The sequence below is a fragment of the Maribellus sediminis genome (assembly GCF_011799805.1).
GTDB classification, from domain to species: Bacteria; Bacteroidota; Bacteroidia; order Bacteroidales; family Prolixibacteraceae; genus Draconibacterium; species Draconibacterium sediminis_A.
On the sequence record NZ_WXUB01000002.1, the window covers coordinates 1,139,147 to 1,164,061 of the forward strand.

Consider the following 24,915-nt stretch of genomic DNA (forward strand, 5'->3'; position numbering starts at 1 on the left):
ATATGCCGATTCTTAAGAAAGGTTTATTGTTCAAAATCTTCTTAGGGAACAATGCGGATCATGCTGCCTCACTGTTCAGGTTTTCCTCCAGAATTTGAGTAAGCGTTTCTTTGGAAAGCCGGCGTTTTATTTCGCCTTTATGAGCAACTGAAATACTTCCGCGCTCTTCGGAGATAACTATGATCAGCGCATCGGTATTTTCCGACAAGCCAACAGCCGCTCGGTGACGCAATCCCAAAGCCTGATCGAGCGGTTTTTGTGTCAAAGGCAGAATGCAGCCGGCAGCCACAATTTTGTTTCCTTTTATAATGATCGCTCCATCGTGTAAAGGCGAATTTTTAAAGAAAATAGTCCGTATTAACGTTGACGAAATTCGTGAATTGATTTTTTCGCCGGTATTCACCTGCTCGCGTAATTCGTTATTTATTCCAACAACAATTAATGCTCCTGTCTTCGATTTGGCCAAAATATCGCAGGCACTTACAATATTCTCGATTTGCTCGTGCTCAATGGCTTTTACCTTGCCTGCACCGAATAACTTGTCGAGGTGCAGTACCCGGTTCACATTATAATTGGTGCCGATAAAAACCAGAAACTTCCTGATTTCGGGGTGAAACACCACAATAAGTGCCAACACTCCTACCCCGATGAACTGCCCCATAATCGAACCAAGCAGTTCCATATTCAGCGCTTTTACCACCAGCCAAAGCAGGTAAAAAGAAAAGAGCCCGATTACAATATTAAAAGCTACCGTTCCCTGAATCAGACGATAAAGCTGAAACAGTAAAATGGCTACCAGCAATATATCCAGTACATCGAGAAATCGTATGGTAATGAATGCACTTATCATTTAATACTTGCTTTAATTTCGCAAAAGATCTTAACAGCTTCCACCGCTTCTTTTACATCGTGTACACGCAATATATCGGCGCCTCCAAGTAAGGCCATAGTATTAGCAATACTTGTTCCGTTTAAGGCATCTTTTGCTTCAATATCCAGTGCCTGCCAAATCATCGACTTCCGGCTCAACCCCGCCATAACAGGTAATTGAAATACTTTAAACGAATCGAGTCGATTTAAAAGTTCGTAATTATGATCCAGATTTTTCCCAAATCCAAAACCGGGATCCAAAATCACGTCGGTAACACCTAACTTGGTCAGCCGTTTCACTTTGTCGGCAAAATACGATGAAATATCTTTGATCAGATCATCGTAATACGGTTCGTCCTGCATGGTTTGAGGCGTTCCCTGGATATGCGAAAGAATATAGGGCATCTGAAGTTTACCAACCGTTTCAAACATTTGCGAGTCCAAAGTACCACCCGAAATATCGTTTATGATTATCGGGCCAACCTCGTCGATTACGCGCACAGCCACCCACGAGCGAAAGGTATCGATCGAAATTGGAATGTCGGGAAAATTCTTACGAATGGCCTCCACAGCAGGTAATAAACGGGCCAGCTCTACTTTTGTAGAAATATTTTCTGCTCCGGGCCGCGTGGAAACCGCTCCAACGTCAACAATTGTTACCCCGTCTTCGATCATTGTTTCAACGGCTTTCAACATGGTGGCTTCGTCCTCCATTTTTCCACCATCGTAAAATGAATCGGGCGTAATATTTACAATCCCCATCACAACAGGAATTGACAAATCGATCTGGTTTTCACCAAGTTGAACAGAACTTTTTCGCTTAAGGAATTTGCCGGCCGACTGTGTAATCAACATCGGATATGAACTTTTATGTTTAACAATTTATTAAGAACTTATAACAAGCTGTTAACTACAAAAGTAAAATAAAAGAATTCAATATGCTTAATTTTTAATACTTTTATCCTTGAATTTAGTGATGGTATAATGTAAGGCAGCACCCGGTTTTGGTGTTGCTTTTTTAAAACACAGTGTCAACAAAATTATTCATGGAGAAAACAAACCAGCAATACGACCAGGTCATAGCAATTTGCCGCAATCTGTTTGAAAAGAAGATGAAAGATTACGGAACTGCCTGGAGAATATTGCGACCGCAATCGCTTACCGATCAAATTTACATTAAAGCCCAGCGCATCAGAAGCATTGAAGAAAAAGGTGTTTCGAAAGTGGGAGAAGGAATCCGGCCCGAGTTCATAGGCATCATTAACTACTGCATCATGGGCTTGATTCAGTTGGAGTTAGGGCCATCGGACGAAGAACTGAAAGATGAACAAACCATAGAGCTTTACGATAAATATTTCCTTGAGGCCAAAAAACTGATGATGGACAAAAACCACGATTATGGCGAAGCCTGGCGAAATATGCGCATCAGTTCTTACACCGACCTCATTCTGATGAAGATAAAACGTACCAAACAAATTGAAGATAATCTGGGCAAAACACTGGTTTCAGAAGGTATCGATGCCAACTACATGGACATGATCAATTACGCCGTGTTTGCCATGATAAAAATTGAATTCGAAAACGAAGAAATTTCCCTATGATAAAAGTTCTAAAACACCTTGCCCGAATAGTATTCGGCCTTGTTTTTATTTTTTCCGGTTTTGTGAAAGGAATCGATCCGCTGGGATCAACCTACAAATTCACCGATTATTTTCATGCCATGGGCCTCGATGGCCTGGTTTGGGCAGCTTTCCCACTGGGTATTCTATTGGCTTTTGCTGAATTTGCTATCGGTGTGGCGTTTTTGTTCAACTGGAGAATGCGCATCTTTTCGTGGCTTGGGCTGCTTTTTATGGCCTTTTTTACCCCGCTTACACTTTGGGTTGCCCTAAAAAATCCGGTAACCGATTGTGGCTGTTTTGGCGATGCATTAGTGATATCGAATTGGGAAACATTCTACAAAAACCTGGTATTTATTACGCTGGCCATTGTTGTTGTACTGAACCGAAGATGGTATGCCGAACGTGTAAAAACAAAAGCACCTATGGTACTTAGTTTGCTAACTTTTGTGGTATATTTTGGCTTGGTTTATTACTCGTATAATCACCTTCCGTTAATCGATTTCAGACCGTATAAAGTGGGAACAAACATTCCGGAAGCCATGAGTATTCCGGCGGATGCACCACAGGAAGAATACGAAAATATTTTCTACTATAAGAATAAAAATACAGGCGAGGTAGAAAAATTTACTGAAGAAAACTATCCCTGGCAGGATACTGTGAACTGGGCTTTCGACAACATGGAATCGAATTTAATCCAGGAAGGTTATGAACCGCCTATTCACGATTTCAGGATAGAAACACCCGACGGCGAAAACATCATCGACTTCTTTATTTACGACGAGAATTACGTATTTATGCTTGTTGCCTATGATCTGTTTAAAACTAATACAGACCAACAGGCAAAAATAAATGCAATGGCAGGTTGGGCTTCGGCTCAGGAATATTCCTTTATTTGTCTCACCTCTACCCTTCCCGATGAGTCACAAGAATTTGCCGAGGCCAATCAATGCAATTACGAATTCTTTAACTGCGATGAGATCACGTTGAAAACAATGATACGTTCAAACCCCGGATTGATCGCTATTAAAGACGGAACCATCATCGGTAAATGGCATTATAACGATATTCCTACCCCGGAAGAGTTTATGAAAGAATTTGGAGAATAGACGCCGTTAACTTTTTCAAAGTTTGAAACTTTGGAAAGCTGTCATAAAGCTCTAAGCACTTAGCTTAACAAATGAATAAATGGTTAATTGTAGGCATCTGCTAAAAATGTAGTTGACACTTACCAATTAAGCTGTTAAATTTGTGGTCGGTTTTGAAAAATCTAATCTAATAAATTAAAATACAATAACATGAGACAAAAAATAGTTGCCGGTAACTGGAAATGCAATACCACTTTGCAGGAAGGTGTTGAACTGGCTAAAGCCGTTGATGCATTGGTAGCCAAAGAAGGTGCCGAAGACGTTGTAGTTGTTCTAGGAACACCATTCACTCACATCACCAAAGTTGTTGATTCGGTGAATACCGAAAGAATCGGCGTTGCTGCACAAAACTGTGCTGCTGAAGCAAGCGGTGCTTTCACCGGTGAAGTTTCAGCTGAAATGGTTAAATCAACAGGCGCTGAATACGTGATCCTTGGACACTCTGAGCGTCGTGAATATTATGGCGAAACCAGCGAAATTCTGAATAAAAAAGTTGCTTTAGCTCTCGCAAACGGATTAACTCCGATTTACTGCTGTGGCGAAGCGTTGGATATTCGTGAAGCCGGAACTCACAATGAATACGTAGTTAAACAACTGGAAGAAACAGTTTTCCAGCTTTCTGCCGACGACTTCAAAAAAATTGTTATTGCTTACGAACCAATCTGGGCTATCGGAACAGGAGTAACAGCTTCATCTGAACAGGCACAGGACATGCACGCTAACATCCGTGCCGCAATTACTGCTAAATTTGGTGAAGAAGTGGCGGAAGGAACTTCAATTCTTTATGGTGGAAGCTGCAATCCAAGTAACGCAAACGAATTATTTGCCAACAAAGATGTTGACGGTGGTTTAATCGGTGGAGCTTCGCTGAAAGCTGAAGATTTCCTCGGAATTATCAACGGTTTCTAAAAAAATATAACTTTACATATTATATTTCGTAAAGTCACTCAAAAAACTGAGTGACTTTTTTTATGACTAAATTATGGAGTATAAAAAATTAACCATTGTCATCTCGCCTTTTCAGGAATGGCTTCGCGACATTATTACATCCCAACTTGCCAATATCGGTTTCGATAGTTTTGTTGACCACAACAACGGCGTGGATGCCTATATTCCGGCAAACCTTTACCATAAAGGTGAATTAAACGCTGTGCTCGACGAATTCTCGGAAGACTTTGCATTTGATGTTAAATCGGAATTGATAGCCGACAGGAACTGGAACGAAGAGTGGGAAAAGAACTACTTTAAACCGCTTGTTGTTGCCGACGAATGTGTGGTACGGGCACCCTTTCATAAAGAGTTCCCGCACCTGAAGTACGAGATTGTAATTGAGCCAAACATGGCTTTTGGAACAGGCAATCACGAGACAACAAGTTTAATGCTGGAATACATACTGAAATCGGATGTAGCAGGCAAGAAAGTGCTCGATATGGGTTGCGGTACAGGAATACTGGGAATACTTTGTTCGATGAAAGAAGCAAAAGCCGTAACTGCCATCGATATCGACCAGTGGTCGTTTGATGGAGCACTTGGAAATACAAAGCTCAATAAAATTTTCAATATCGATGTAAAACTGGGTGATGCAGCTTTGCTTGGAGAAGAAAATTACGACCTGATTCTGGCAAATATTCAGCGCAATGTTTTGTTGAACGATATGCCAAGCTATAACAAGGTATTAAACGATGGCGGTACTCTTATTATGAGTGGTTTTTATAGTGAAGACATTCCGGCCATAAAAGAGAAAGCTGAAAGTTTAGGACTGAAAGACGCCGGTCATCAGATTAAAAACAACTGGGTGGCATATGCATTTGTAAAAGCCTGACAATACACGCTGGAGCAGAACCTTTATATTGTGTTGTAATCCCCGCAGATGGTTGGATATAAGGCGCATAAGTATTAACTTTAAAAGTGCTGAAACCTTGAATCCATGTCTGACCAAAACCGTTTAGTTAAATTCTGGCACGAATTGAAACGCCGAAAAGTTGTTGGTGTAATCATTGTTTACGCAACGGTTGCATTTATCTTGATGCAACTGGCACAATTACTGGAAAGTTCATTGAATTTACCACCCTGGTTTGATACGGCTATTACAATTACACTGATCATAGGATTTCCTGTTGCCGTTATCTTTTCCTGGATCTTCGATGTTTCTTCAAAAGGAATTTCGGTAACAATACCTGAAACTAAAAAAGAATCTTATACTATTCCCAACAAAAATGTCCCCGAGAAATCAATCATTGTTCTGCCTTTCGACAATATTAGTTCCGATCCGGAACAGGATTATTTTAGCGATGGTTTAACCGAAGAGATTATAACAGATTTGTCTTATATACAAGATCTGTTGGTTATTTCAAGAAGTTCAGCAATGACTTTTAAAGGTTCGAAGCAAACCTTAAAAAAGATCGCAAGTAAGGTAAATGTAAGGTATGTTCTTGAAGGCAGTGTCCGTAAATCTGGTAATGATTTACGAATTGTTGCCCAATTGATCGATGCACAAACAGATACACATATTTGGGCTGAAAAATATACCGGGAAACTGGACGATATTTTTAATATTCAGGAGAAAGTTTCGCGCTCAGTGTCCGAATCATTAAAAGGGAAGCTGCATACCGCAGAATTGGCAAAAATCATGGACAACAAAGTGGACAACATCCATGTTTACGAATGTTATTTGAAATCAAGACCAGATCTATATAAATATACCGAAGAAGCTCTGAAAAGAGCAGAAAGAAACTTGAAGTATGGCCTTGATCTTTACGGCCCTCATGTATTGTTGTACACTGGTTTGGGACAAGTTTACTTTCAATTATATGATTCAGGAATTGATATGGATCCTGATAATCTGAAAAAAGCAGAAGAGTATCTAAAAAAAATATTTGACATGCAGCCCGACTCAGCCGAAGGTTTTCTTCTTTCGGGCCTTATGAAATTAAAAAGGGAAAATGCTTTCACCGCTTTTAACGATTTTAAAAGATCTATGGAGCTTAATCCAACCAGACCCGAAACACTTATGTGGTATTGTTTTATTCAACTGTTTCATTTTGGTCAACCGGAAAAAGCAAAATCGGTGTTCGAAAAACTGTTGGAGATTGATCCTTTAACTTCTATTAATTTAATATTACCCGGATTTTATCATTGGCTTAAGGGCGAACATGAGAAAGCGCTTATTTATATTGAAAGGTCCATAAAAATAGAGCCTGATAATATTCTTTCAATCTGGTACAAAGGCCAATTACTGATATTAACACAAAATAAAGAAGCTTCAGACTATGCCAATGAACAGTGGAAAAATGAACCCGGATTTTTTCAAGGTTTGCTAATGGTAATGTATCACGCATACAATGGCAGGAAAAGTGAAGCGCTCGAATACATCACTGACAGCATGTTGAAAATGGCCTGGGAAGATTTTGCATTGGCATGGTTCATGGCTGGTTATTATGCCGTTATGAATGAAAAAGAACTAGCACTAAAATATATTGAAAGATTACACGATAAAGGTATGATCAACTACCCACTTCTTGCAAAGCATGATCCCTTACTTGAAAACATTCGGAATGAGCCCCGTTTTAAAAAGCTCCTGAAGACAGTGCAAAAAGAATGGGAAAATTTTGAAGTATAAATTATGTCCGATTATCAGAACAATCTAAGCAAATTCTGGCACGAACTGAAACGACGAAAAGTTGTGCAAGTAATTGTAGTTTATGCAACAGTTGCTTTCATTTTATTGCAAGTTGCTTCGCTGCTGGAAGATTCGATGGATTTACCCTCATGGTTTGATAAATTGGTTACAATACTTTTAGTAATCGGCTTCCCCATTGCAATTATTTTTTCATGGATTTTTGATGTTTCTTCAAAAGGAATTTCGGTAACAGAACCTGAAGCGAAAAAAGAACCTTATCCCGGATCAAATACACAAGTTCAGGAAAAATCAATTATTGTACTTCCGTTTGACAATATCAGTTCTGATCCCGAACAAGAGTATTTCAGCGATGGATTGACCGAAGAAATTATCACTGATTTATCTTATATAAAAGAGTTGCTGGTTATTTCAAGAAGTTCGGCAATGTCCTTTAAAGGATCAAAGAAAAAAATTAAGGAAATTGCGAATGAAGTTAATGTCCGTTATGTACTCGAAGGTAGTGTCCGTAAATCCGGGAATGATTTACGAATTGTTGCCCAATTGATCGATGCACAAACAGATACACATTTATGGGCAGAAAAATACACTGGGAAACTGGATGATATTTTCAATATACAGGAAAAAGTTTCGAAATTAATTGCTCAGGAACTTGATGTAAAGTTGAATAATCATTCAAAGAATACAACAAACATTCATGATATTAAGCTATTTAATGCACATTACAAAGCAGTAACACGTATTTTCAGATTTACTGAAGAAGATATGCAAAAAGCCATCGAGGAGCTTGATGTCGCAATCCAAGAAATTGGCCCCAGTGCATTACTCCTCTCTACAAAAGCCTGGGCAATATGGCACATGGTCAATATGGGAATAAAACCTTTCGAGTATTTGAATGAAGCAGAAAATATTTTGCAAAAGGCATTAATATTAGATCCCAACTTTCCCAGAAATCATGCTGTCCTTGGTTGGGTTATTCTACTTAAAGATTTCAGATTGGCTATAACGCATTTTAAAAAAGCTTTGAATTTGGATCCGAACGATGCAACTGCTTTACAAGGTATAGTTGTTATTATTTCTTCGCTGGGTATAAAATCAGAATCCATCAATTATTATAGCAGATTACAGAAAATCGATCCTCTAAATTTTTTAACCATGTGGCTCAGTGGCGGAATTCCTTTTTATCAAGGTGATTTCAAAACTGCTTTTACTGAATGGAATAAACTATTTAATAACACTCAAATTGTTGGTGCCTCTTTCTTTGCGGCCATGTCAATGCTATATTTTGAGAACAAAGAAAAGGTTCTGGAATTTGCTAACAGCGCGATTAATTACAAATCCAACCTTTCCTATGATAAATTATTCCGTATGTTGAAATATGCTCTAGAAAAAAACATGGATAAGTTTAAGGATGAGTTTGATGAAAACTTAAAAATAAGCTGTGATCGAGACTGTACAATGGCTCATCATCTTGCTGATTTTTATAGCATACTTAACTTAAAGAAAGAAGCATTGTACTGGCTTAATATGGCTATCACTAAAGGTTTTATCAATTACCCAATGATTGTTGAAAAAGATACTTTACTCGACAACATTCGGGGAGAAAAGCAATTTGCTGAATTACTTGTTAAAGCTAAACAAGAATGGGAAAACTTTAAAGTTTAGTCCTTATCTTTTCTCAACGTCTTAGTTCTCTCCATTTCCCACACTTCCAGATCCCGAATGTTCGCCCCGTCGATTACAAAACGCAGTGCCGTGCATACCTTATGAAATCCTTTATAACCTGCTGCTCCGGGATTCATGTGCAGAAAATTCAGTTTTTTATCGTAGATCACTTTCAATATGTGTGAATGTCCGCTGATAAAAAGATCGGGTGAATTGGTGTAAATATCAGGTTTTACATAGCGTTCGTAACGTCCCGGATAACCGCCAATGTGCGTGATCCAAACATCCACTTCCTCGCACTTAAAACGCTGGTGCATGGGGTAAACCGTTCGCACTTTGTGATCATCAATATTTCCGTAAACTCCTTTTAACGGTTTGAATGCTGCAAGCTGATCGGCTGTTTCAAGGTTACCAAAATCGCCGGCATGCCAAATCTCATCCACATTTTCGAAAAACGCAAACACCCGCTCAGGAACAAATCCGTGTGTATCAGATAACAGTCCGATTCTCTTCATTTTAGAAAGTATGGAGACGGAAGTCAGAAGCTGGAAGAACCTTCTTTCCTGACTTTAACTTCCAGTTTATACAATTTTTAAAATCGATAAAATGCTCGACAAAATAAACTAAATTTGATAGGAAAATAAAACGAAGTTGAAATTCACCCCTATCGCTGCTTCGCAGCTCTTGTCCCCTTGAGGGGACAGTTAGCCGTCAACAGACGGGTAACCGGGGTGATGAAACAAATAAATAATCCAGTTTATGAAACGAGTAGTTATTGTTCGTCACGGAAAAGCAGTTCCTTACGGTTATGACGATGATTTTAACCGCGACCTCCAACCACGCGGGAAAAGTGATGCGGGCCTGGTAAGCAGTGAACTGAAACGAAGGAATGTAAAACCGGATTTCATGATATCCAGTCCGGCAAAACGTGCCCTCAAAACCGCTCGAATTTTTGCTGATAACCTGGATTACAAACGGGCCGATATCCGCGAAGTACCCGATATTTACGACGGATTAACAACGCGCGAGTTCGTTGAACTGATCAATGACCTACCCGAAGAATCCGAAACCGTTTTCTTTTTCGGGCACAATCCCGGGTTCCATTATTTTGCCACGAACCTGCTAAAATATTTCAGAAACGACATGCCCACTACTTCAACGGTAGGAATTGATTTCGACGTTAACAACTGGAAAGATATTGAAGCCCGCACCGGTGATCTGGCTTTTCACCTTGTACCTCGGATGTTTAAGTAGTTGGATGCTGGGATTTACGTCTTAATAAATCGAAAATCTTCAATCGTTAATCGATATTCATCATTCAAATTTCTTATACTAGATTTTTATCGATAGAATGAGATCCCTCTCCGTCAGTTGACGGATCGGGATGACAGGTATAGGTAATGCAAAGCGGCGCATACTGATTGTAGTTTTAATAATATATTAGAAGCGCCGCGGATGAATACTCCTTTTCACTGTCATTCCGAAGAAGGTATTGCCAGTCCCGATAATTCGGGAACTGAGGAATCTCAAACCGGATCTTCGATGTTGCCCACCACTGCCCCAAAGTTTAGGCAAGCCGCTGAACATCGTTCGGACGGGGATTCTCGATTCTTGGTACAGGGTTACTGAAAACTGTGACTGTTAACTGCGACTATTCCATTGCTAAACTGTAAATTGTAAACCTGAGGAGAAATGAAACAAGTTTGTCAGCGACTTGCCAATTGTTAATTGCCTACTGCCAACATAGACTGTAAACTGAGACTGATCACTGATCACTACGCTTTCAGCAAGCTTACAACCTCCTTTTTATAAGTCCGGCCGATATTTAGTTCAATACCATTAATTTCCACTTCGTTGGCATTGAAGCGCGAAACCTTTTCCTTATTCACAATAAACGAACGATGAATACGGATAAAGTCTGCAGGTAATATTTCGGTCAGAGCGCTGATTTTTTGTTTACTGGTCACCTTTTGTCCATTGTCGGTATGTACCCTCACATAATCCGAAAGACTTTCAATATAAGTGATTTCAGCAAAAGGAATTCGAACCAGTTGTCGATTCGAAAGCAATTCGAGAAATGCATTCTTGCGTTTTTCCTCCTCTATTTTGAATAACTCGAGCTCTTTTTGGCGTTCGGCCAGTTGTTGCAGCATTATCAGAAAAGAACCCATAAAAACAATCAGATACATAACAATACCTAATAGTTTAACATCTTTGGTTCCGAACTGCATTCCAGCAAAACTAAAATTGGCCAGGTAAATGAACGAGAAAAATATGACTACCATTTGAAGGTAAAGCGAAATAACGATCAAATTGAAAAAATAAAGCCCGAACAGGAAATATTTCTTTTTAAGCAGAAAATATGGGACCAGGTAAAAATTGAAAAAGTAAGAGGTTCCCATAACAACCGGTAACATCATACTTATAAAATAGAATGCGTTCAGTCCGTTTCCCCACGAATGACCAAAAATGAAGGTCAATAAACTTACGACCACCAACCAGAATAAAACGTGATAAAACGGATTTGATATTTTCAATTTCATTCGTTAATAATTGTCTATTTTTTCAGTAACAATTCGAATTTGGCGAAAAAAAACCGATTGGCGAAGCACTGTCGGCAAACAACAGGTTTAGAAATGGTTTCGACCTTGCAATCCCGGGGGCCGGGAGCGTATCTTTGAAATGACGAAAACATTTAAAATATTTGAATTATGAGAAATCTATTTTACGAAGGCGGTCCGCTCTTTATGGGGATTGTAACCGCCGCATTCATCATTATGGTAGTGTGGGCCATTTTTCATTTTCTTCCGGTATTAACAAAAAAAGAATTTGATCCTGTTAAAACTGCAGACCGGCTAAAGCACATCAAAACGATCGGAACCCTGGCAATGGTATTGGGCATACTGGGGCAATTGATCGGTTTAATGTCGGCATTTGATGTAATTCAACAAGTTGGCGACATTTCTCCATCATTGGTGGCTGGAGGTCTGAAAGTTTCGACGATTCCCACTGTTTATGGAATATTGGTTTTCATTATTTCATTGATTATATGGATTATCCTCGATTATATCGTTAGCAAAAAGAACAGCTAATTTCTTGGTGTTACACGAAAAGCCACGATTGCTACATTAGTATTCGTGGCTATTTATTTGAAATAAATCCTTCTACAGTTTAATATTTTCTGCTAATTTTAATCTTTTGTTCACTAATAAATAGTAACTTATTGTTATTGATCTGAGTTTGAAGTATAAGCAATCTGATAATTAGATAAGGACCACCAGATCAAGACAATGCAATAAGGAAGGTAAAAAAGTTTTAAAAACCTTCAATTTGATCAAACCGAAATGAATTTGAACTGTTGGATTAAGCGAAAACAGAAAAACATTTAAACTATAGTCATGGATGCATTTATGGCAGCCCGCATGCAAATGGGGGTTTCGCTCGGATTTCATATTATTTTTGCTTGTATTGGCATGGTAATGCCATGGTTTATGCTTGTGGCCGAATGGAAATGGCAAAAAACAAACAATCCGGTTTACCTCGATCTGGCCAAAGCCTGGTCGAAAGGCGTTGCAATATTCTTTGCTGTTGGTGCCGTTTCAGGAACCATGCTTTCTTTTGAATTAGGCATGCTATGGCCAACCTTTATGGAACACGCCGGCCCGATCTTCGGGATGCCTTTTTCGCTGGAGGGAACAGCATTTTTCGTAGAGGCGATCGCTTTAGGACTTTTTCTTTACGGCTGGAACCGTTTGAATAAAAAAGTGCACCTGTTTACCGGAATGGTAGTAGGAATATCAGGAGTAATTTCGGGAATTTTTGTGGTTGCCGCCAATGCCTGGATGAACGCTCCTTCGGGTTTCGATTGGATCGACGGGCAGGCTTTCAACATTGATCCTGTAAAAGCCATGTTTAACAAAGCGTGGTTCTCGCAGGCACACCACATGACCATTGCAGCTTTCTCGGCTACCGGATTTGCAGTAGCAGGAGTTCATGCCATTTTATATTTGCGCAACAAGCTCGAGATTCACGCAAAAGCCATTACAATTGCACTGGCATTTGCATCGGTTGCAGCCATTTTGCAGCCTTTGAGTGGCGACCTTGCGGCTAAAAACGTGGCCAAACTGCAACCGGCAAAACTGGCCGCTTTCGAGTCGCACTTCGAAACACAGGAAAAAGCTCCCTTAATAATTGGAGGCATTCCCGATGTCGAAAACCGTGATGTAAAATTTGCCATTAAGTTACCGGGATTTTTGAGTTTCCTGGCGCACGGCGATTTTAATGCAGAAGTAAAAGGTCTGGAGGAATTTCCGGAAGAAGAGTGGCCACCTGTGCCCATCACACACTATTCATTTCAGATCATGGTCGGAATTGGTATGTTTCTGATGCTGATCGCTTTTATTTTCCTGGCCGGAACATTTAAGTGGAAACACTGGCTGGAGAAAAGCTGGTGGCTAAAAATGTTGATTATTGCTACACCACTGGGTTTTATTGCCGTTGAAGCCGGCTGGATCGTTACGGAAGTCGGTCGTCAGCCATGGATAATCTACGGCATTATGAAGACCAAAGACTCGCTGACGCCGATGCCCGGTATTCAATATACTTTTTATACAATTTCAGCAGTTTACCTGCTGTTAAGTTTTGTGGTCATCTGGCTGTTAAGTCGCCAGATTCAAATGTTGCACGCTAAATACCGTTCAAATGGCTGAGATTAACCTGTTGATATTAGTGGTGGCACTGCTGCTTTATGTAGTTTTGGGTGGTGCCGATTTTGGAGGAGGAATTCTGGAATTACTGACAAGAGGAAAGGCAGCCGGGATTGTATCAAAAGCAATTGCCCCGGTTTGGGAAGCCAATCACGTTTGGCTGATCCTGGTTGTGGTTATTTTATTTGTGGGATTTCCGAGTGTTTATTCAACGGTTTTAACCGCCTTGCATCTTCCGGTTCTGGCGGTACTTATCGGAATTATCTTCAGGGGTACGGCTTTTACATTTCGGCATTACGATATCGATGAAGCCACTCCGAAAGCCATTTATTCAAAGATCTTTCAGTATTCCAGCTTGTTCACCACATTTTTTCTGGGTGTTACATTAGGTGGAATTATCCTTGGAAATATTACAATGGATTATCAGCTGGGATTTTACGAGGTGTACCTGCGGCCCTGGCTGAACTGGTTTTCGTTGAGCATGGGGCTGTTCCTGGTGCTATTGTTTGCGTTTCTCGCCAGTATTTTCACCGTTAGCGAAATCAATGAGGAAAAATACATTCAGTATTTTGTCCGCGTTTCAAAACGTTTATTACTGGCATTGGTACTTGTTGGTGCCATGGTTTTTGCTGCAGCCCAGGCAAGTGGTCATCCGCTCTTCTGGGAGTTTTTGCATTCGCCGGCCAGCCTTGTGAGTATGTTACTGGCAACTTTGGCGCTCCCGGCTTTTTGGTATTTTCTGAACAAACACAACAAACTAATGCTTCGTTTAACCGCCGGTTTTCAAACTACGATGATTGTTACCGGGTGGTTCGCCATTCAGTTCCCGATATTGGTAAAAATCAAGAACGGACCAGACATCACTCTACAAAGTGCAAGCGCCACCAGCGAAGTACAGCTCTATCTTCTGATAGCTCTAATTGTAGGTGTACTGATTATTTTCCCTTCGATGTTTTACCTGTACAAAGTATTCAAATTTAATGAGGAGCCTGCCAAGAAGTAAAAACCGAAACCTTAATTCCTATTGGAATTAAAGGTTTCATCGATTTCACTATTTTTGTGTGAACCAAGTAACAAAATCGGATGCAGATCTTTTTTATTCCTGAAATTAGTGGAGATATTGTCAACCTGAGTGCCGAGGAATCGAAGCATGCAGTAAAAGTATTGCGATTGAGTGATGGCGACCAGGTGCAAATTGTGGACGGTAAAGGTGGTTTTTATCAAGCCGAGATTGTGGATGCAAATCATAAAAGCTGCGTTTTAAAAATCACAGAGTCGGTTTTCGAATTCGAAAAAAGAAACTTCAAACTGCACATGGCCATTGCTCCAACAAAAAATATCGATCGTTTTGAGTGGTTCCTCGAAAAATGTACTGAGATCGGAATTGACGAGATCACCCCATTACTCAGTGAGCATTCTGAAAGAAAAGTTATAAAACCGGAACGACTCGAAAAAATACTGGTTTCGGCTATGAAGCAGTCGCTAAAAGCTTATCTGCCTCAATTGAACGAACTTACCAGTTTTCCAGATCTGCTTAAAAATGAATTCACGGGGAAAAAATTTATCGCCCACTGTAACGACGGCGTAAAACCGCATTTGAAAAATGAAATTACAAGCGGTGATGATGTGCTCATTCTGATTGGTCCCGAAGGGGATTTTAGCCCGGTGGAAGTGGAAGAAGCCAAAGCCCACGGATTTCAGGAGATCTCGCTGGGCAATGCACGACTCCGTACCGAAACTGCGGGAGTAGTTGCCTGCCACATTGTTAATTTGGCGAACGAATAATTCGTTGTTTCGATTTGGTGTTGTATTTTTCGGAAAATTACGTTTATGCGATTTCAACTATTTCTTTTATTCATACTCCTGGCAATAGCCGGCTCGGCACAAAATACCAGCGTTAAAATTGCTCTGCTGAAATACAATGGTGGCGGCGACTGGTATTCCGACCCAACTGCATTGCCAAATCTGATTGAATACTGCAATAAAAACCTGGGAACCAATATCAATCCTGAACCATCGACAATAGAAGTTGGAAGTCCGGAAATCTTTAATTTCCCCTATGTTGAACTCACCGGTCACGGAAACATTATTTTCTCTGAAAGTGATGCCAGGAACATCAGGCATTACCTGGAAGCCGGTGGGTTCCTGCATGCCGACGACAACTATGGAATGGATGAGTATTTCCGTCGCGAAATGAAAAAGGTTTTTCCCGAAAAGGACTTTGTTGAACTGCCCCCCTCCCATCCGATTTTTCATCAGAAGTATGAATTTCCGCAGGGCGTTCCAAAAATTCACGAACACGATAACAAACCACCGCAGGCATTTGGAATTTTTATAGAAGACCGCCTGGTTTGTCTGTACACCTACGAAACCGACCTTGGCGATGGATGGGAAGACGAAGATGTACACAACGATCCTGCCGACCTGCGCGAAAAGGCATTAAAAATGGGCGCCAATATTATTTCGTTTGTATTCGGACAATAGTTGAAGGACTGAAGGACTGAAGGATTGATTTGAGAAGGACCGAAGTATTAAATTCTTTTACAAAATAATTGCTAGCAGTATCATACAAAAAATAGTATGTAACAGATTCTTCGTTTCATTGCATTGCACTCAGAATGACAATTGAAGCACAAATCTCTTAAAGCTTGTCATTCCGACCCGAAGCGAGGAAACTTTTCAGAATAAGAAACAGGCAGTAGTACTAATTTAAATACATAAACAATAACCATGAAAATACTAGCCATCAACGGAAGCCCACGCAGAAATGGAAATACTTCGATTCTAATTGAAGAAATGTTCAAGATCTTTCAGACTGAAGGTTTCGAAACTGAAATGATCCAATTGGGAAACAAGCCGGTTCATGGCTGCACAGCCTGTGGCGTTTGTAAAGAAAAACAGGACGGGAAATGCCACATCAAAAACGATCATCTGAATTTATGCATTGAAAAAATGGTGAAAGCTGATGGCATTATCATTGGTTCTCCGGTTTATTTTGCCGATGTTACGCCCGAAATAAAAGCCTTGATTGACGTAGCCGGTTATGTTACCCGCGCAAGTGGTCACCTCTTAAAACGAAAAGTGGGTGCCGGAGTGATTGCCGTTCGACGTGGTGGGGCACTTCACGCTTTTGAAACGATCAATAACTTTTTCCTGATCAACCAGATGATTGTTCCGGGATCAAGCTACTGGAACTTCGCAATCGGCCGCGATCCGGGCGATGTATTAAACGATGCCGAAGGCATGCAATCCATCCGAACTCTGGCAGATAATATGAGCTGGTTGTTGAAGAAAGTGCAGGAGTAACAAGTCGCAGTATTCAGTCACAGTTAGCAGAACCAATTTAAGCATTTTTGCATTCGATCCTTCTGGCCTTCAATCCTTCTGTCGTAGCCTTCAATCTACGTTGACAGTTGGCAATTAGCAATAGGCAAGTCTGTTAATTACCGGATATAATTCTATTCAATTTTACAATTTATCAGTTTGGCAATAGTATAGTCGCGGTTGACAGTTCCAGTTTTCAGAATCCCAGCATCAAGAATCCAGAATCCGGTATCCGGTATCAACAAAAAAGGCCATCCAACAAATGATGGACAGCCTTAATATCTGATTTTAATTGTAGCTTATTTTGCTTGCTCTAACTTCAAAGTTTCAGTAGTCAGGTCGCATACTTCGGTTGGCCCGAAATACTGGATCGGTCCGGGATAAACAAATTCAGTACCAACAGCCCACTCACCGCGTTTCGATACGAAATATTTATAAGGGGCACCTTCCAGTTCAACCAGTGCTTTCTGAATCACCGGTTTCATATGTCCGTGACGTTTTTCCATGTTCATCATCATGGTAACCGGAACTCCACCCGCAATCCACTCATCAGCAGGAGCAGTAGTATTACGTACCGATGACATGTAACCTGTTTTTCCTTCGGCTACCAAAACAGAAGCAGTATAACCCAAAGAGTAGCAATAATCGGCATCGAAATTCGATGGTGCAGCACAACGTCCTTCGTATCCGAAGAAGTGGTATTGTGTACCAAATTTACCCACATATTTACCTTCTGCTTTCATCTCTTCAAGTCGAACACTTACCATTTCGCCCAGCAATTTCTCAGTTTCAATCAGCGAAACCTGAACGTTTCCATGAGGGTCGCGATCAAGTGTCAACTGCGTTGCAATTCCGGCTGGCAACGAGCTGAAAACTTTAGAAGAACCTTCAGTAAGATGAGCAGCAACCCAGTCGTTACGGTGGCTTTTCTTAAGCATTTTAAATTCTTTTTCGCTATCGGTACCTTCAGCAAGCAGGTCGTTCAATTCCGAGATCAGCACTTTCATTTCTGGAATGAATTCGATCAAACCTTCAGGAATCAGTGCCACACCAAAGTTGTTTCCGTCTTCGGCACGCAAGGCTACAATACCTGCCATGTAATCAACCACCTCTCCCAAAGTTTGTTTCTTTTCGGCAACTTCTTCTGAAATAAGTGTGATGTTTGGCTGTGTTTTCAAAGCACATTCCAAACCGATGTGCGACGCCGAACGCCCCATCAATTTAATAAAGTGCCAGTATTTTTTAGCTGAATTGGCATCACGCTGAATGTTACCAATCAACTCAGAATAAACTTTAGTAGCGGTGTCAAATCCAAACGAAGTTTCAATCATTTCGTTTTTCAGGTCACCGTCAATGGTTTTCGGACATCCGATTACCTGAACACCGGCATCGATTTTGGCATAATATTCAGCCAAAACACAAGCGTTAGTATTCGAATCGTCGCCACCTATAATAACCAGCGCATTCAGGTTAAGGTCTTTTGCAATTTCCAGTCCTTTGTCGAACTGAGCTTCCTCTTCCAATTTTGTACGACCCGATCCGATAATATCGAAACCACCGGTATTACGGTACTCGTCAATAATTTCGGCTGTTAATTCCATGTATTTGTGATCGACCAATCCACCGGGACCTCCAAGGAAACCGTACAATTTGCTATCGGGATTGATTTTTTTGATCCCATCGAAAATACCCGAAATAACGTTGTGACCACCCGGAGCTTGTCCTCCCGATAGAATTACACCAACGTTAACAGGAGCCGCTGAACCGGCTTTTCCGCCTTCTTCAAAAGAGATCAAAGGCATTCCGTAAGTATTTGGAAATAACGCTGCAATTTCTTTTTGGTCGGCAACCGATTTGGTTTTGGCACCTTCTACCAATTTGACGGCACCTTTAAGAGATTTAGGAAGTTTAGGCTGATATTTAGCCCGTTCTTTTTGTAATGCGCTAATGTTCATGTTTATATTAATTTTTATTTTTTCGAAAAGCGTACCAAAAGTAAGGTATTTTAGCAGGATTTCCTATGTTAAAAAGTTTAAGGTTAACGATTTAAAGTAAAGTTAAAAGGGGAATAAAGTTCAAAAAAATTCCGGCAAACAAAGATCAACTCCCTTGAAACTTAGAATTAAACTTTATTGCCGGAATTTTATCGTTTTCATTCAGCATAGTCTGAACGAAACTATCTTCCGAATTAAATTGAATTTGCTTTTACAAAATCGATGATTTCCTGCTGATAACCAAAGGCCATTCCTACAACAGTATCAGCCGCTCCGTAATAAACAGCAACTTTTTCACCGTCGCTAAGTGCAGCACAAGGGAACACCACGTTCGGCACATCGCCTGCCAGCTCGTACAATTCTGCCGGAGCCAGCAAATAAGGTTGTGTACGGTACAACACTTTCGAAGGATCTTCCAGATCGAGCAAAGCCGCACCCATTGAGTAACGGAAACCGTTACAGGTATTGATCACTCCGTGGTAAAATTCCAACCAGCCGTCTTTGGTTTTGATTGGAACAGAACCGGCACCGATTTTTGTACACTGCCAGGCACTTAGTTCGAACGGTGTAACTTTCATTACGCAACGATGTTCGCCCCAGTATTTCATATCCGGGCTGTAACTGATCCAGATATCGCCAAAAGGTGTGTGTCCGTTATCGCTCGGACGACTTAAGATGGCATATTTGCCGTTAATTTTTTCAGGAAACAGCACACCGTTCCGGTTAAACGGCAAAAATGCATTTTCACACTGGTGGAAAGTTTTAAAATCGAAAGTATAAGCGATTCCTATGGTTGGCCCATTGTAACCGTTGCACCAGGTTACCCAGTAGCGGTCTTCAATCCAGGTTACGCGCGGATCGTATTTGTAATCCGATTCGATCATTTCCGTATTTCCGGCAATCATCTCAATCGGTTCGTGATTGATGTCCCAGTTGATACCGTCCTTGCTGAATCCGGCAAAAATGTTCATCTGAACCGCTTTGTTGTCGCAGCGAAACACTCCGGCAAAGCCATCTTCGAAAGGCACAACAGCACTGTTGAATATACTGTTCGAACTTGGAATATGATAACGGCCGATCACCGGATTTTGAGAATAACGCCACATCACTTCAGCAGAGCCTTGCGGACGTTCTTCAAAAGGTATATTCATTTTTTGTGTCATATTATGAGATTTAATTTGTTTATCCTTCTTCCAGTTCAGCTTGTTCTTTATTATCGGGGTGACCAAAAGGTACAAAATATGCGGCTAAAAATGCCGGAATAGTGGCAACAAGCACCCAAATAAAGAACACTTTATAACCAAGCATGTCGCTAAAAAAGCCACTCATCATCGATGGAATCATAAAACCCAGATTCATTATTCCTGAAGCAAAAGCGTAGTGTGCCATTTTGTATTTTCCGGGAGCAACCTGCTGCATCATAAACAACATCAAGCCTACAAAACCAAAACCGTAACCGAAATATTCCATAACAACTCCTAACCCAATTACATAAAGATTTTCAGGCTGATACATAGCGAGCAAAGCATACACTACAAACGGAATATTGAAGCTGGCTACCAATACCATCAATACTTTTTTCAATCCTTTTCTGGCAATATAATAACCGCCTAACACCGATCCCAGAACAAAAGCTATTGTCCCGAATGTTCCGTAAATAACACCTATTTGTGTTGTGGTCAATCCAAGGCCACCTTCTGAAACGGCTGCCTTAAAGAAAAGTGGTGCAATTTTTATGGCGAAACCTTCAGCAAAACGGTATAAAATAATAAATGCGATGTACCACAAAATGTATTTTTTCTGAAAGAATGTAACCAGAACATCCCACAAGGTAGAAAATCCTTCTTTTAATGAAGTTACTTCTTTAGTTACCGCGCCACCTGAAGGCAGCATTCGGATGTGGTATAAACCAACCAGTGCCATAACTGCGCCAATACCAAACATTACGGCCATCCACGCATGAACAACTCCCAATTGCTTTTCAAGAATACCGGCAAGTGTAACAAATCCGCCGTAGGCAGCCAGTTTCCCAATGTTGTAGGAAGCACCCTGCCAGCCAATGTATTCAGCCTGTTTTTTTGATGAGAGTACATTCAGATAAACCCCATCGGTGGCAATATCGGTACTGGCACCACTAAAAGCAACAATTCCCATTAAAGCGATAGAGTATGCAAAAAAGTTGTTAAGCGGTAAGGAAAAAGCCACCAGTGCAAAAGTTATCGCGGTAACAAACTGAAAAGTCACCACAAAAAACTTCTTCGACTTAAACATTTCGAACAGAGGACTCCACAAGGGTTTAAACGTCCACGGCAACATAATTAACGAAGTCCAGAACGCAATCTGCGTATCCGAAACTCCCATGTTTTTATACATAATTGCCGTTGACTGCGCCAGAACCACAAACGGCAGTCCCATAGCAAAATAGGCCGTTGGAACCCAGAATGCAGGATTTATTTGTTTTACTTTTTCTTTTAACATCCGGTCGTTTTTAATTCATTGGTTTGACTTCATTTTTACCTTCAAAATCAAGCTCCGAAATTACATTATTATTTATTTTTTTATAGATGATTTTTGTAGATTTTAAATTTTTTTAAAATGTTTTTAGGTTGAATTCTCTAAAAGCAATAATTTTAGGCACACAATTTAATGCATCAAATATGAAATTTTCAATCCTGACAGTAGCGACACTTTTTGCTTTCATTTCGTTTACCGGATGTAAGCCGGCACAAAAGCCAAAAGCTGAAACAAATGCGAAAGAATATATGGTGGTAGCCTATGTTGCAGGTTATCGCGATTTTGACTTTTCAACCATCGACGTTTCCGGAATTACACACATTAATTATGCTTTTGGAAACATTCGCGATGGTGAAGCTGTTTTCGACACCACAAAAATCGATGGAAAAAACCTCACCCCCAACGACCTGGTAAAACTTAACGGTTTGAAGTCGAAAAATCCTGATCTTAAAATTTTAGTTTCGATTGGCGGCTGGTCATGGTCGGGCGGTTTTTCGGATGCTGCCTTAACCGAAAGCTCCAGAAAGCGTTTTGCCGAAAGCTGTGCCCGATTTGTAAAAGATTATCAGCTTGATGGAATCGATCTCGACTGGGAATATCCAAATCAGGTTGGAGCGGGAAATATTCACCGCCCCGAAGACGTGCACAATTTCACTTTAATGCTTAAAGCTGTTAGAGAAGAGCTGGACAAATTATCAAAGGAACCGGATAATGGAAAACACTATTTGCTAAGTATTGCCACCGGTGCCGATAAGGCTTATGTTGATAATACAGAATTGGGAAAATTGGGGGAATACCTCGATTTCCTGAATATTATGACCTACGATTTTTACAACGGGCTACACAATGTAAATGGCCATCACAGCAACCTGAATCCTTCGGCTCAACCCGATCTGGACATGAACAGTGTGGTGAATGCAGTGGATTTGCACACCGAAGCCGGATTCCCAGTTGGTAAGATCAATCTTGGTATTCCTTTTTATGGCAGAATCTGGAAAGGTGTTGAAGCAAGTGGCGATCAAATCCTGTTTAACAAAGCGGAAACAGTTGGGATGGGAATCGATTATGTCGACTTCTTTCAAAACATAAATGCAAACGGATACTCCCGATATTGGGACGATACAGCAAAAGCTCCTTATTTGTGGAATCCGGAAAATAAAGAATTTATATCGTACGAGGATGAAGAGTCGATTGCGTATAAAATTGCTTACCTCAAAAAACGTGGATTGGCCGGTATAATGTTTTGGGAATACAGCGCTGACCATGATAAAGTGTTGCTAAATGCTGCACTTTCAAATCTGAAAAAATAATTAAAATCAATAAACCTGCATGTGAACATGCAGGTTTATTGATTTTACACCGATCGTAATTAGTTAGTAAGAAAGTCCAGAATATTACTGGCTCCACCCGATCGGCCACCTCTGTAAAACTCGGTATAACCGCAACGCTTGCACGAAACTGCCGTAAAACGCCGGTTTTGAATGTTAAAATACTTGGTAAATCCGGCGCCGGTGGTTCTTATCTCATCCATTTCGTATTCCCAACTGCCGCATTTGGCACAACTGAATGTTTTCTTCATGGCTCTTAATTTTCGTTTTTTGGTTAAAGTTGTTTTTAAAATAAGTCTTAGTTCTTCTGATTCATTACGATTTGAATCATGAAAATAGTTATGCCCGTTAGCAATAACATTGCAATCATAACATACCTGACCATCAGAAAAACCTTTTTCTGTTTTGATTGTGGTTCCGGTTTTGGCTTTTTGTACTGTTCGTATCTACCCATTCTCAGAATTTTTCTTTAAGCGCTTGGCATTTGCCAGCGCGTTGTGAATGATCCACTCCAGCTGCCCGTTGATGCTCCTGAAATCATCGGCTGCCCATTTCTCAACAGCCTCCATCATTTCCGGATTTATACGTAATACAAAAGATTTTTTCTTCGACATGTCACTCCTCCCCTTCCATTAATTTTCGCATGGCGTATTCAAAAGCCTGTTTCTTTTGTGTACCAATAAGCAATTTCTTGCCGTTTTTAAGATACAGCTGCATGCCAACATTCCCCGAAATGGTATATGCACTACCGTATCTTCTTCTTGTTTTTATCCCATGACCACCATATTCACGTTTTGCCCGATAGGTTCTAATTTCATATCTACTAATTTGTTCCGGTGTGAATTTCTGCCAATTTCTTTTAAAAGGTGAATAAATAACAAACAAGGCTTCCGTAGTGATTTTGGTTTTTAGTTGTGAAGCAAAAATTACAATAAACATAAAGACTATAACAACAACAGAAACAATTCCTGACACTACTAATCCTTCCAATGATGTTTCAGTATCGCCCAATGGATTGCTTCCCATCACTTGTGTATAAATGCGAACAAGAATTGGTATCAGTACTGCGAGTAGCGAAGCCATTGCAATAAATTTAATCCACCACTGGTTAAATCGTTGTTCCTCTGAAAAAAGAACCTTTTCCATTATCAGCCTAATATAACGTTCCGGTATTCACAATCGGTGTTGCATCCTTATCACCACACAGCACAACCATTAGATTACTTACCATAGTAGCTTTCTTTTCTTCATCAAGATCTACAATTTTTTTCTGACTCAACTGTTCTAAAGCCATTTCAACCATGCTGACCGCACCTTCAACAATCTTGTATCGAGCGGCAACAATGGCCGTTGCCTGCTGACGTTTCAACATAGCCTGAGCAATTTCCTGGGCATAAGCGATATGGTTGATACGAGCCTCTATCACATGAATACCGGCAATATCAAGCCGCTCAACGATTTCACGCTCCAACTCGTTGTTTACCTCTTCGGTGCCGTCGCGCAAGGTAACTTTTGCCGATTCATCCTCAATGTTATCATAGGGATACAAGCCGGCCAGTTTTCGAAGTGCAGCTTCACTTTGTACCACCACAAAATGCTCGTATTCATCAACACCAAAGGCTGCTTTGTACGTTTCTTCCACTTTCCAAACCAGCACCAGGCCAATCATTATTGGGTTACCTAGTTTGTCGTTTACCTTGATGGTTTCGCTATCGAAGTTTCGGGCACGCAGGGAGATCTTTTTCTTGGCGAAAAATGGATTTACCCAATAAAAACCATTCGATTTAATAGTGCCTTTATACGCACCGAACAAAACCAGAACACAGCTCTGATTCGGATCAACAACTGTAAATCCGATAGCGATAAGAATAAAAACAGGAATTAGTATAACCGCCGGAACGATCATCATTCGCACAAACCCTAGAACGATAAGTACCACGAGAATCAGCTCCACAAAAAGGAACATGTAACCTGACATACCTGAATATTTCTTTTCCATGACATTAATTAATTAGTATTTTGATATTATTTTGATATCACTAAATTATAACTTTTTTTTCAAGCTGACAATAGTTGCTCTAAAATATATTCTTCATAAATTTGAAACTCA

The 24,915-nt window shown here is 40.4% G+C and carries 25 protein-coding genes; 14 read left to right on the forward strand and 11 right to left on the reverse strand.

Features of this window, described 5'->3' with window-relative positions; genetic code table 11:
- Positions 1–58 precede the first annotated feature (58 nt).
- Positions 59–850, reverse strand: coding sequence for a diadenylate cyclase CdaA (gene cdaA, locus HFD85_RS11020; RefSeq protein WP_167609070.1), 792 nt, complete (start codon positions 848–850; stop codon positions 59–61).
- A complete protein-coding gene (folP, locus tag HFD85_RS11025; protein ID WP_167609073.1) occupies positions 847–1,725 on the reverse strand; it encodes a dihydropteroate synthase in 879 nt (292 codons plus the stop codon). Before folP ends, cdaA begins: the two co-directional genes overlap by 4 nt.
- A 191-nt stretch (positions 1,726–1,916) precedes the next feature.
- Here folP and HFD85_RS11030 point away from each other — a divergent pair, with 191 nt between their 5' ends.
- The 6 genes from HFD85_RS11030 (at position 1,917) to HFD85_RS11055 (ending at position 8,939) form a co-directional block, all read left to right on the forward strand.
- Positions 1,917–2,471, forward strand: a complete 555-nt coding sequence (locus HFD85_RS11030) for a DUF1599 domain-containing protein (protein ID WP_167609076.1) — start codon at positions 1,917–1,919, stop codon at positions 2,469–2,471.
- Positions 2,468–3,598, forward strand: coding sequence for a BT_3928 family protein (locus HFD85_RS11035; protein WP_167609078.1), 1,131 nt, complete (start codon positions 2,468–2,470; stop codon positions 3,596–3,598). The genes HFD85_RS11030 and HFD85_RS11035 overlap by 4 nt, the downstream gene beginning before the upstream one ends.
- Positions 3,599–3,787: 189 nt before the next feature.
- A complete protein-coding gene (gene tpiA, locus HFD85_RS11040) occupies positions 3,788–4,546 on the forward strand; it encodes a triose-phosphate isomerase (protein WP_167609081.1) in 759 nt (252 codons plus the stop codon).
- A gap of 73 nt (positions 4,547–4,619) precedes the next feature.
- Positions 4,620–5,459 carry a 50S ribosomal protein L11 methyltransferase gene (prmA, locus tag HFD85_RS11045; RefSeq protein ID WP_167609084.1) on the forward strand — a complete coding sequence of 280 codons (840 nt, stop codon included), beginning with the start codon at positions 4,620–4,622 and terminating at the stop codon, positions 5,457–5,459.
- Positions 5,460–5,564: 105 nt separating this feature from the next.
- Complete coding sequence (locus tag HFD85_RS11050; RefSeq protein ID WP_167609087.1) at positions 5,565–7,256, forward strand: tetratricopeptide repeat protein; 1,692 nt, start codon at positions 5,565–5,567, stop codon at positions 7,254–7,256.
- Positions 7,257–7,319: 63 nt separating this feature from the next.
- Complete coding sequence (locus HFD85_RS11055) at positions 7,320–8,939, forward strand: hypothetical protein (RefSeq protein WP_167609090.1); 1,620 nt, start codon at positions 7,320–7,322, stop codon at positions 8,937–8,939.
- On the opposite strand, the gene HFD85_RS11060 is transcribed toward HFD85_RS11055, so the two are convergent.
- Positions 8,936–9,454 (reverse strand): metallophosphoesterase family protein, encoded by a 519-nt coding sequence (locus HFD85_RS11060; RefSeq protein WP_167609092.1) that lies wholly within the window; start codon positions 9,452–9,454, stop codon positions 8,936–8,938. The two genes, HFD85_RS11055 and HFD85_RS11060, sit on opposite strands and share 4 nt — an antisense overlap.
- 244 nt (positions 9,455–9,698) lie before the next feature.
- On the opposite strand from HFD85_RS11060, the gene HFD85_RS11065 reads away from it, so the two are divergent.
- Complete coding sequence (locus HFD85_RS11065; RefSeq protein ID WP_167609095.1) at positions 9,699–10,193, forward strand: SixA phosphatase family protein; 495 nt, start codon at positions 9,699–9,701, stop codon at positions 10,191–10,193.
- Between the two features lie 521 nt (positions 10,194–10,714).
- Here HFD85_RS11065 and HFD85_RS11070 read toward each other — a convergent pair.
- Positions 10,715–11,482 (reverse strand): LytR/AlgR family response regulator transcription factor, encoded by a 768-nt coding sequence (locus HFD85_RS11070; protein WP_167609099.1) that lies wholly within the window; start codon positions 11,480–11,482, stop codon positions 10,715–10,717.
- 168 nt (positions 11,483–11,650) lie between these two features.
- Between HFD85_RS11070 and HFD85_RS11075 the strand changes: the two genes are divergently transcribed.
- From HFD85_RS11075 to HFD85_RS11100, 6 genes are all read left to right on the forward strand, one after another.
- Complete coding sequence (locus HFD85_RS11075) at positions 11,651–12,031, forward strand: MotA/TolQ/ExbB proton channel family protein (RefSeq protein WP_167609102.1); 381 nt, start codon at positions 11,651–11,653, stop codon at positions 12,029–12,031.
- 306 nt (positions 12,032–12,337) lie between these two features.
- A complete protein-coding gene (locus tag HFD85_RS11080) occupies positions 12,338–13,648 on the forward strand; it encodes a cytochrome ubiquinol oxidase subunit I (RefSeq protein WP_167609105.1) in 1,311 nt (436 codons plus the stop codon).
- Positions 13,641–14,648, forward strand: coding sequence for a cytochrome d ubiquinol oxidase subunit II (locus HFD85_RS11085; protein ID WP_167609108.1), 1,008 nt, complete (start codon positions 13,641–13,643; stop codon positions 14,646–14,648). The genes HFD85_RS11080 and HFD85_RS11085 overlap by 8 nt, the downstream gene beginning before the upstream one ends.
- An 80-nt stretch (positions 14,649–14,728) precedes the next feature.
- Positions 14,729–15,430 (forward strand): 16S rRNA (uracil(1498)-N(3))-methyltransferase, encoded by a 702-nt coding sequence (locus tag HFD85_RS11090; protein ID WP_167609111.1) that lies wholly within the window; start codon positions 14,729–14,731, stop codon positions 15,428–15,430.
- A gap of 45 nt (positions 15,431–15,475) precedes the next feature.
- On the forward strand, positions 15,476–16,129 hold the full coding sequence (locus HFD85_RS11095) for a DUF4159 domain-containing protein (RefSeq protein WP_167609114.1): 654 nt from the start codon (positions 15,476–15,478) through the stop codon (positions 16,127–16,129).
- Between the two features lie 246 nt (positions 16,130–16,375).
- Positions 16,376–16,951, forward strand: coding sequence for a flavodoxin family protein (locus HFD85_RS11100; protein ID WP_167609117.1), 576 nt, complete (start codon positions 16,376–16,378; stop codon positions 16,949–16,951).
- Between the two features lie 317 nt (positions 16,952–17,268).
- Here the strand turns inward: HFD85_RS11100 and HFD85_RS11105 are convergent, their stop codons facing one another.
- The 3 genes from HFD85_RS11105 to HFD85_RS11115 form a co-directional block, all read right to left on the reverse strand.
- Positions 17,269–18,924, reverse strand: a complete 1,656-nt coding sequence (locus HFD85_RS11105; RefSeq protein ID WP_167609120.1) for a diphosphate--fructose-6-phosphate 1-phosphotransferase — start codon at positions 18,922–18,924, stop codon at positions 17,269–17,271.
- A gap of 233 nt (positions 18,925–19,157) precedes the next feature.
- Entirely contained in the window at positions 19,158–20,126 is a 969-nt protein-coding gene (locus HFD85_RS11110) for a glycoside hydrolase family 130 protein (protein WP_167609123.1), read from the reverse strand.
- A 19-nt stretch (positions 20,127–20,145) separates the two neighbouring features.
- On the reverse strand, positions 20,146–21,441 hold the full coding sequence (locus HFD85_RS11115; protein ID WP_167609126.1) for an MFS transporter: 1,296 nt from the start codon (positions 21,439–21,441) through the stop codon (positions 20,146–20,148).
- 179 nt (positions 21,442–21,620) lie between these two features.
- Between HFD85_RS11115 and HFD85_RS11120 the strand changes: the two genes are divergently transcribed.
- Entirely contained in the window at positions 21,621–22,787 is a 1,167-nt protein-coding gene (locus tag HFD85_RS11120; RefSeq protein WP_167609129.1) for a glycoside hydrolase family 18 protein, read from the forward strand.
- Between the two features lie 59 nt (positions 22,788–22,846).
- On the opposite strand, the gene HFD85_RS11125 is transcribed toward HFD85_RS11120, so the two are convergent.
- The 4 genes from HFD85_RS11125 to HFD85_RS11140 form a co-directional block, all read right to left on the reverse strand.
- Positions 22,847–23,056 carry a zinc ribbon domain-containing protein gene (locus HFD85_RS11125; protein WP_167609132.1) on the reverse strand — a complete coding sequence of 70 codons (210 nt, stop codon included), beginning with the start codon at positions 23,054–23,056 and terminating at the stop codon, positions 22,847–22,849.
- Between the two features lie 195 nt (positions 23,057–23,251).
- On the reverse strand, positions 23,252–23,419 hold the full coding sequence (locus HFD85_RS11130; RefSeq protein WP_167609135.1) for a type II toxin-antitoxin system antitoxin: 168 nt from the start codon (positions 23,417–23,419) through the stop codon (positions 23,252–23,254).
- A gap of 1 nt (position 23,420) precedes the next feature.
- Complete coding sequence (locus HFD85_RS11135; RefSeq protein ID WP_167609138.1) at positions 23,421–23,951, reverse strand: hypothetical protein; 531 nt, start codon at positions 23,949–23,951, stop codon at positions 23,421–23,423.
- A gap of 7 nt (positions 23,952–23,958) precedes the next feature.
- Complete coding sequence (locus HFD85_RS11140; RefSeq protein WP_167609140.1) at positions 23,959–24,804, reverse strand: SPFH domain-containing protein; 846 nt, start codon at positions 24,802–24,804, stop codon at positions 23,959–23,961.
- Positions 24,805–24,915: the final 111 nt, after the last annotated feature.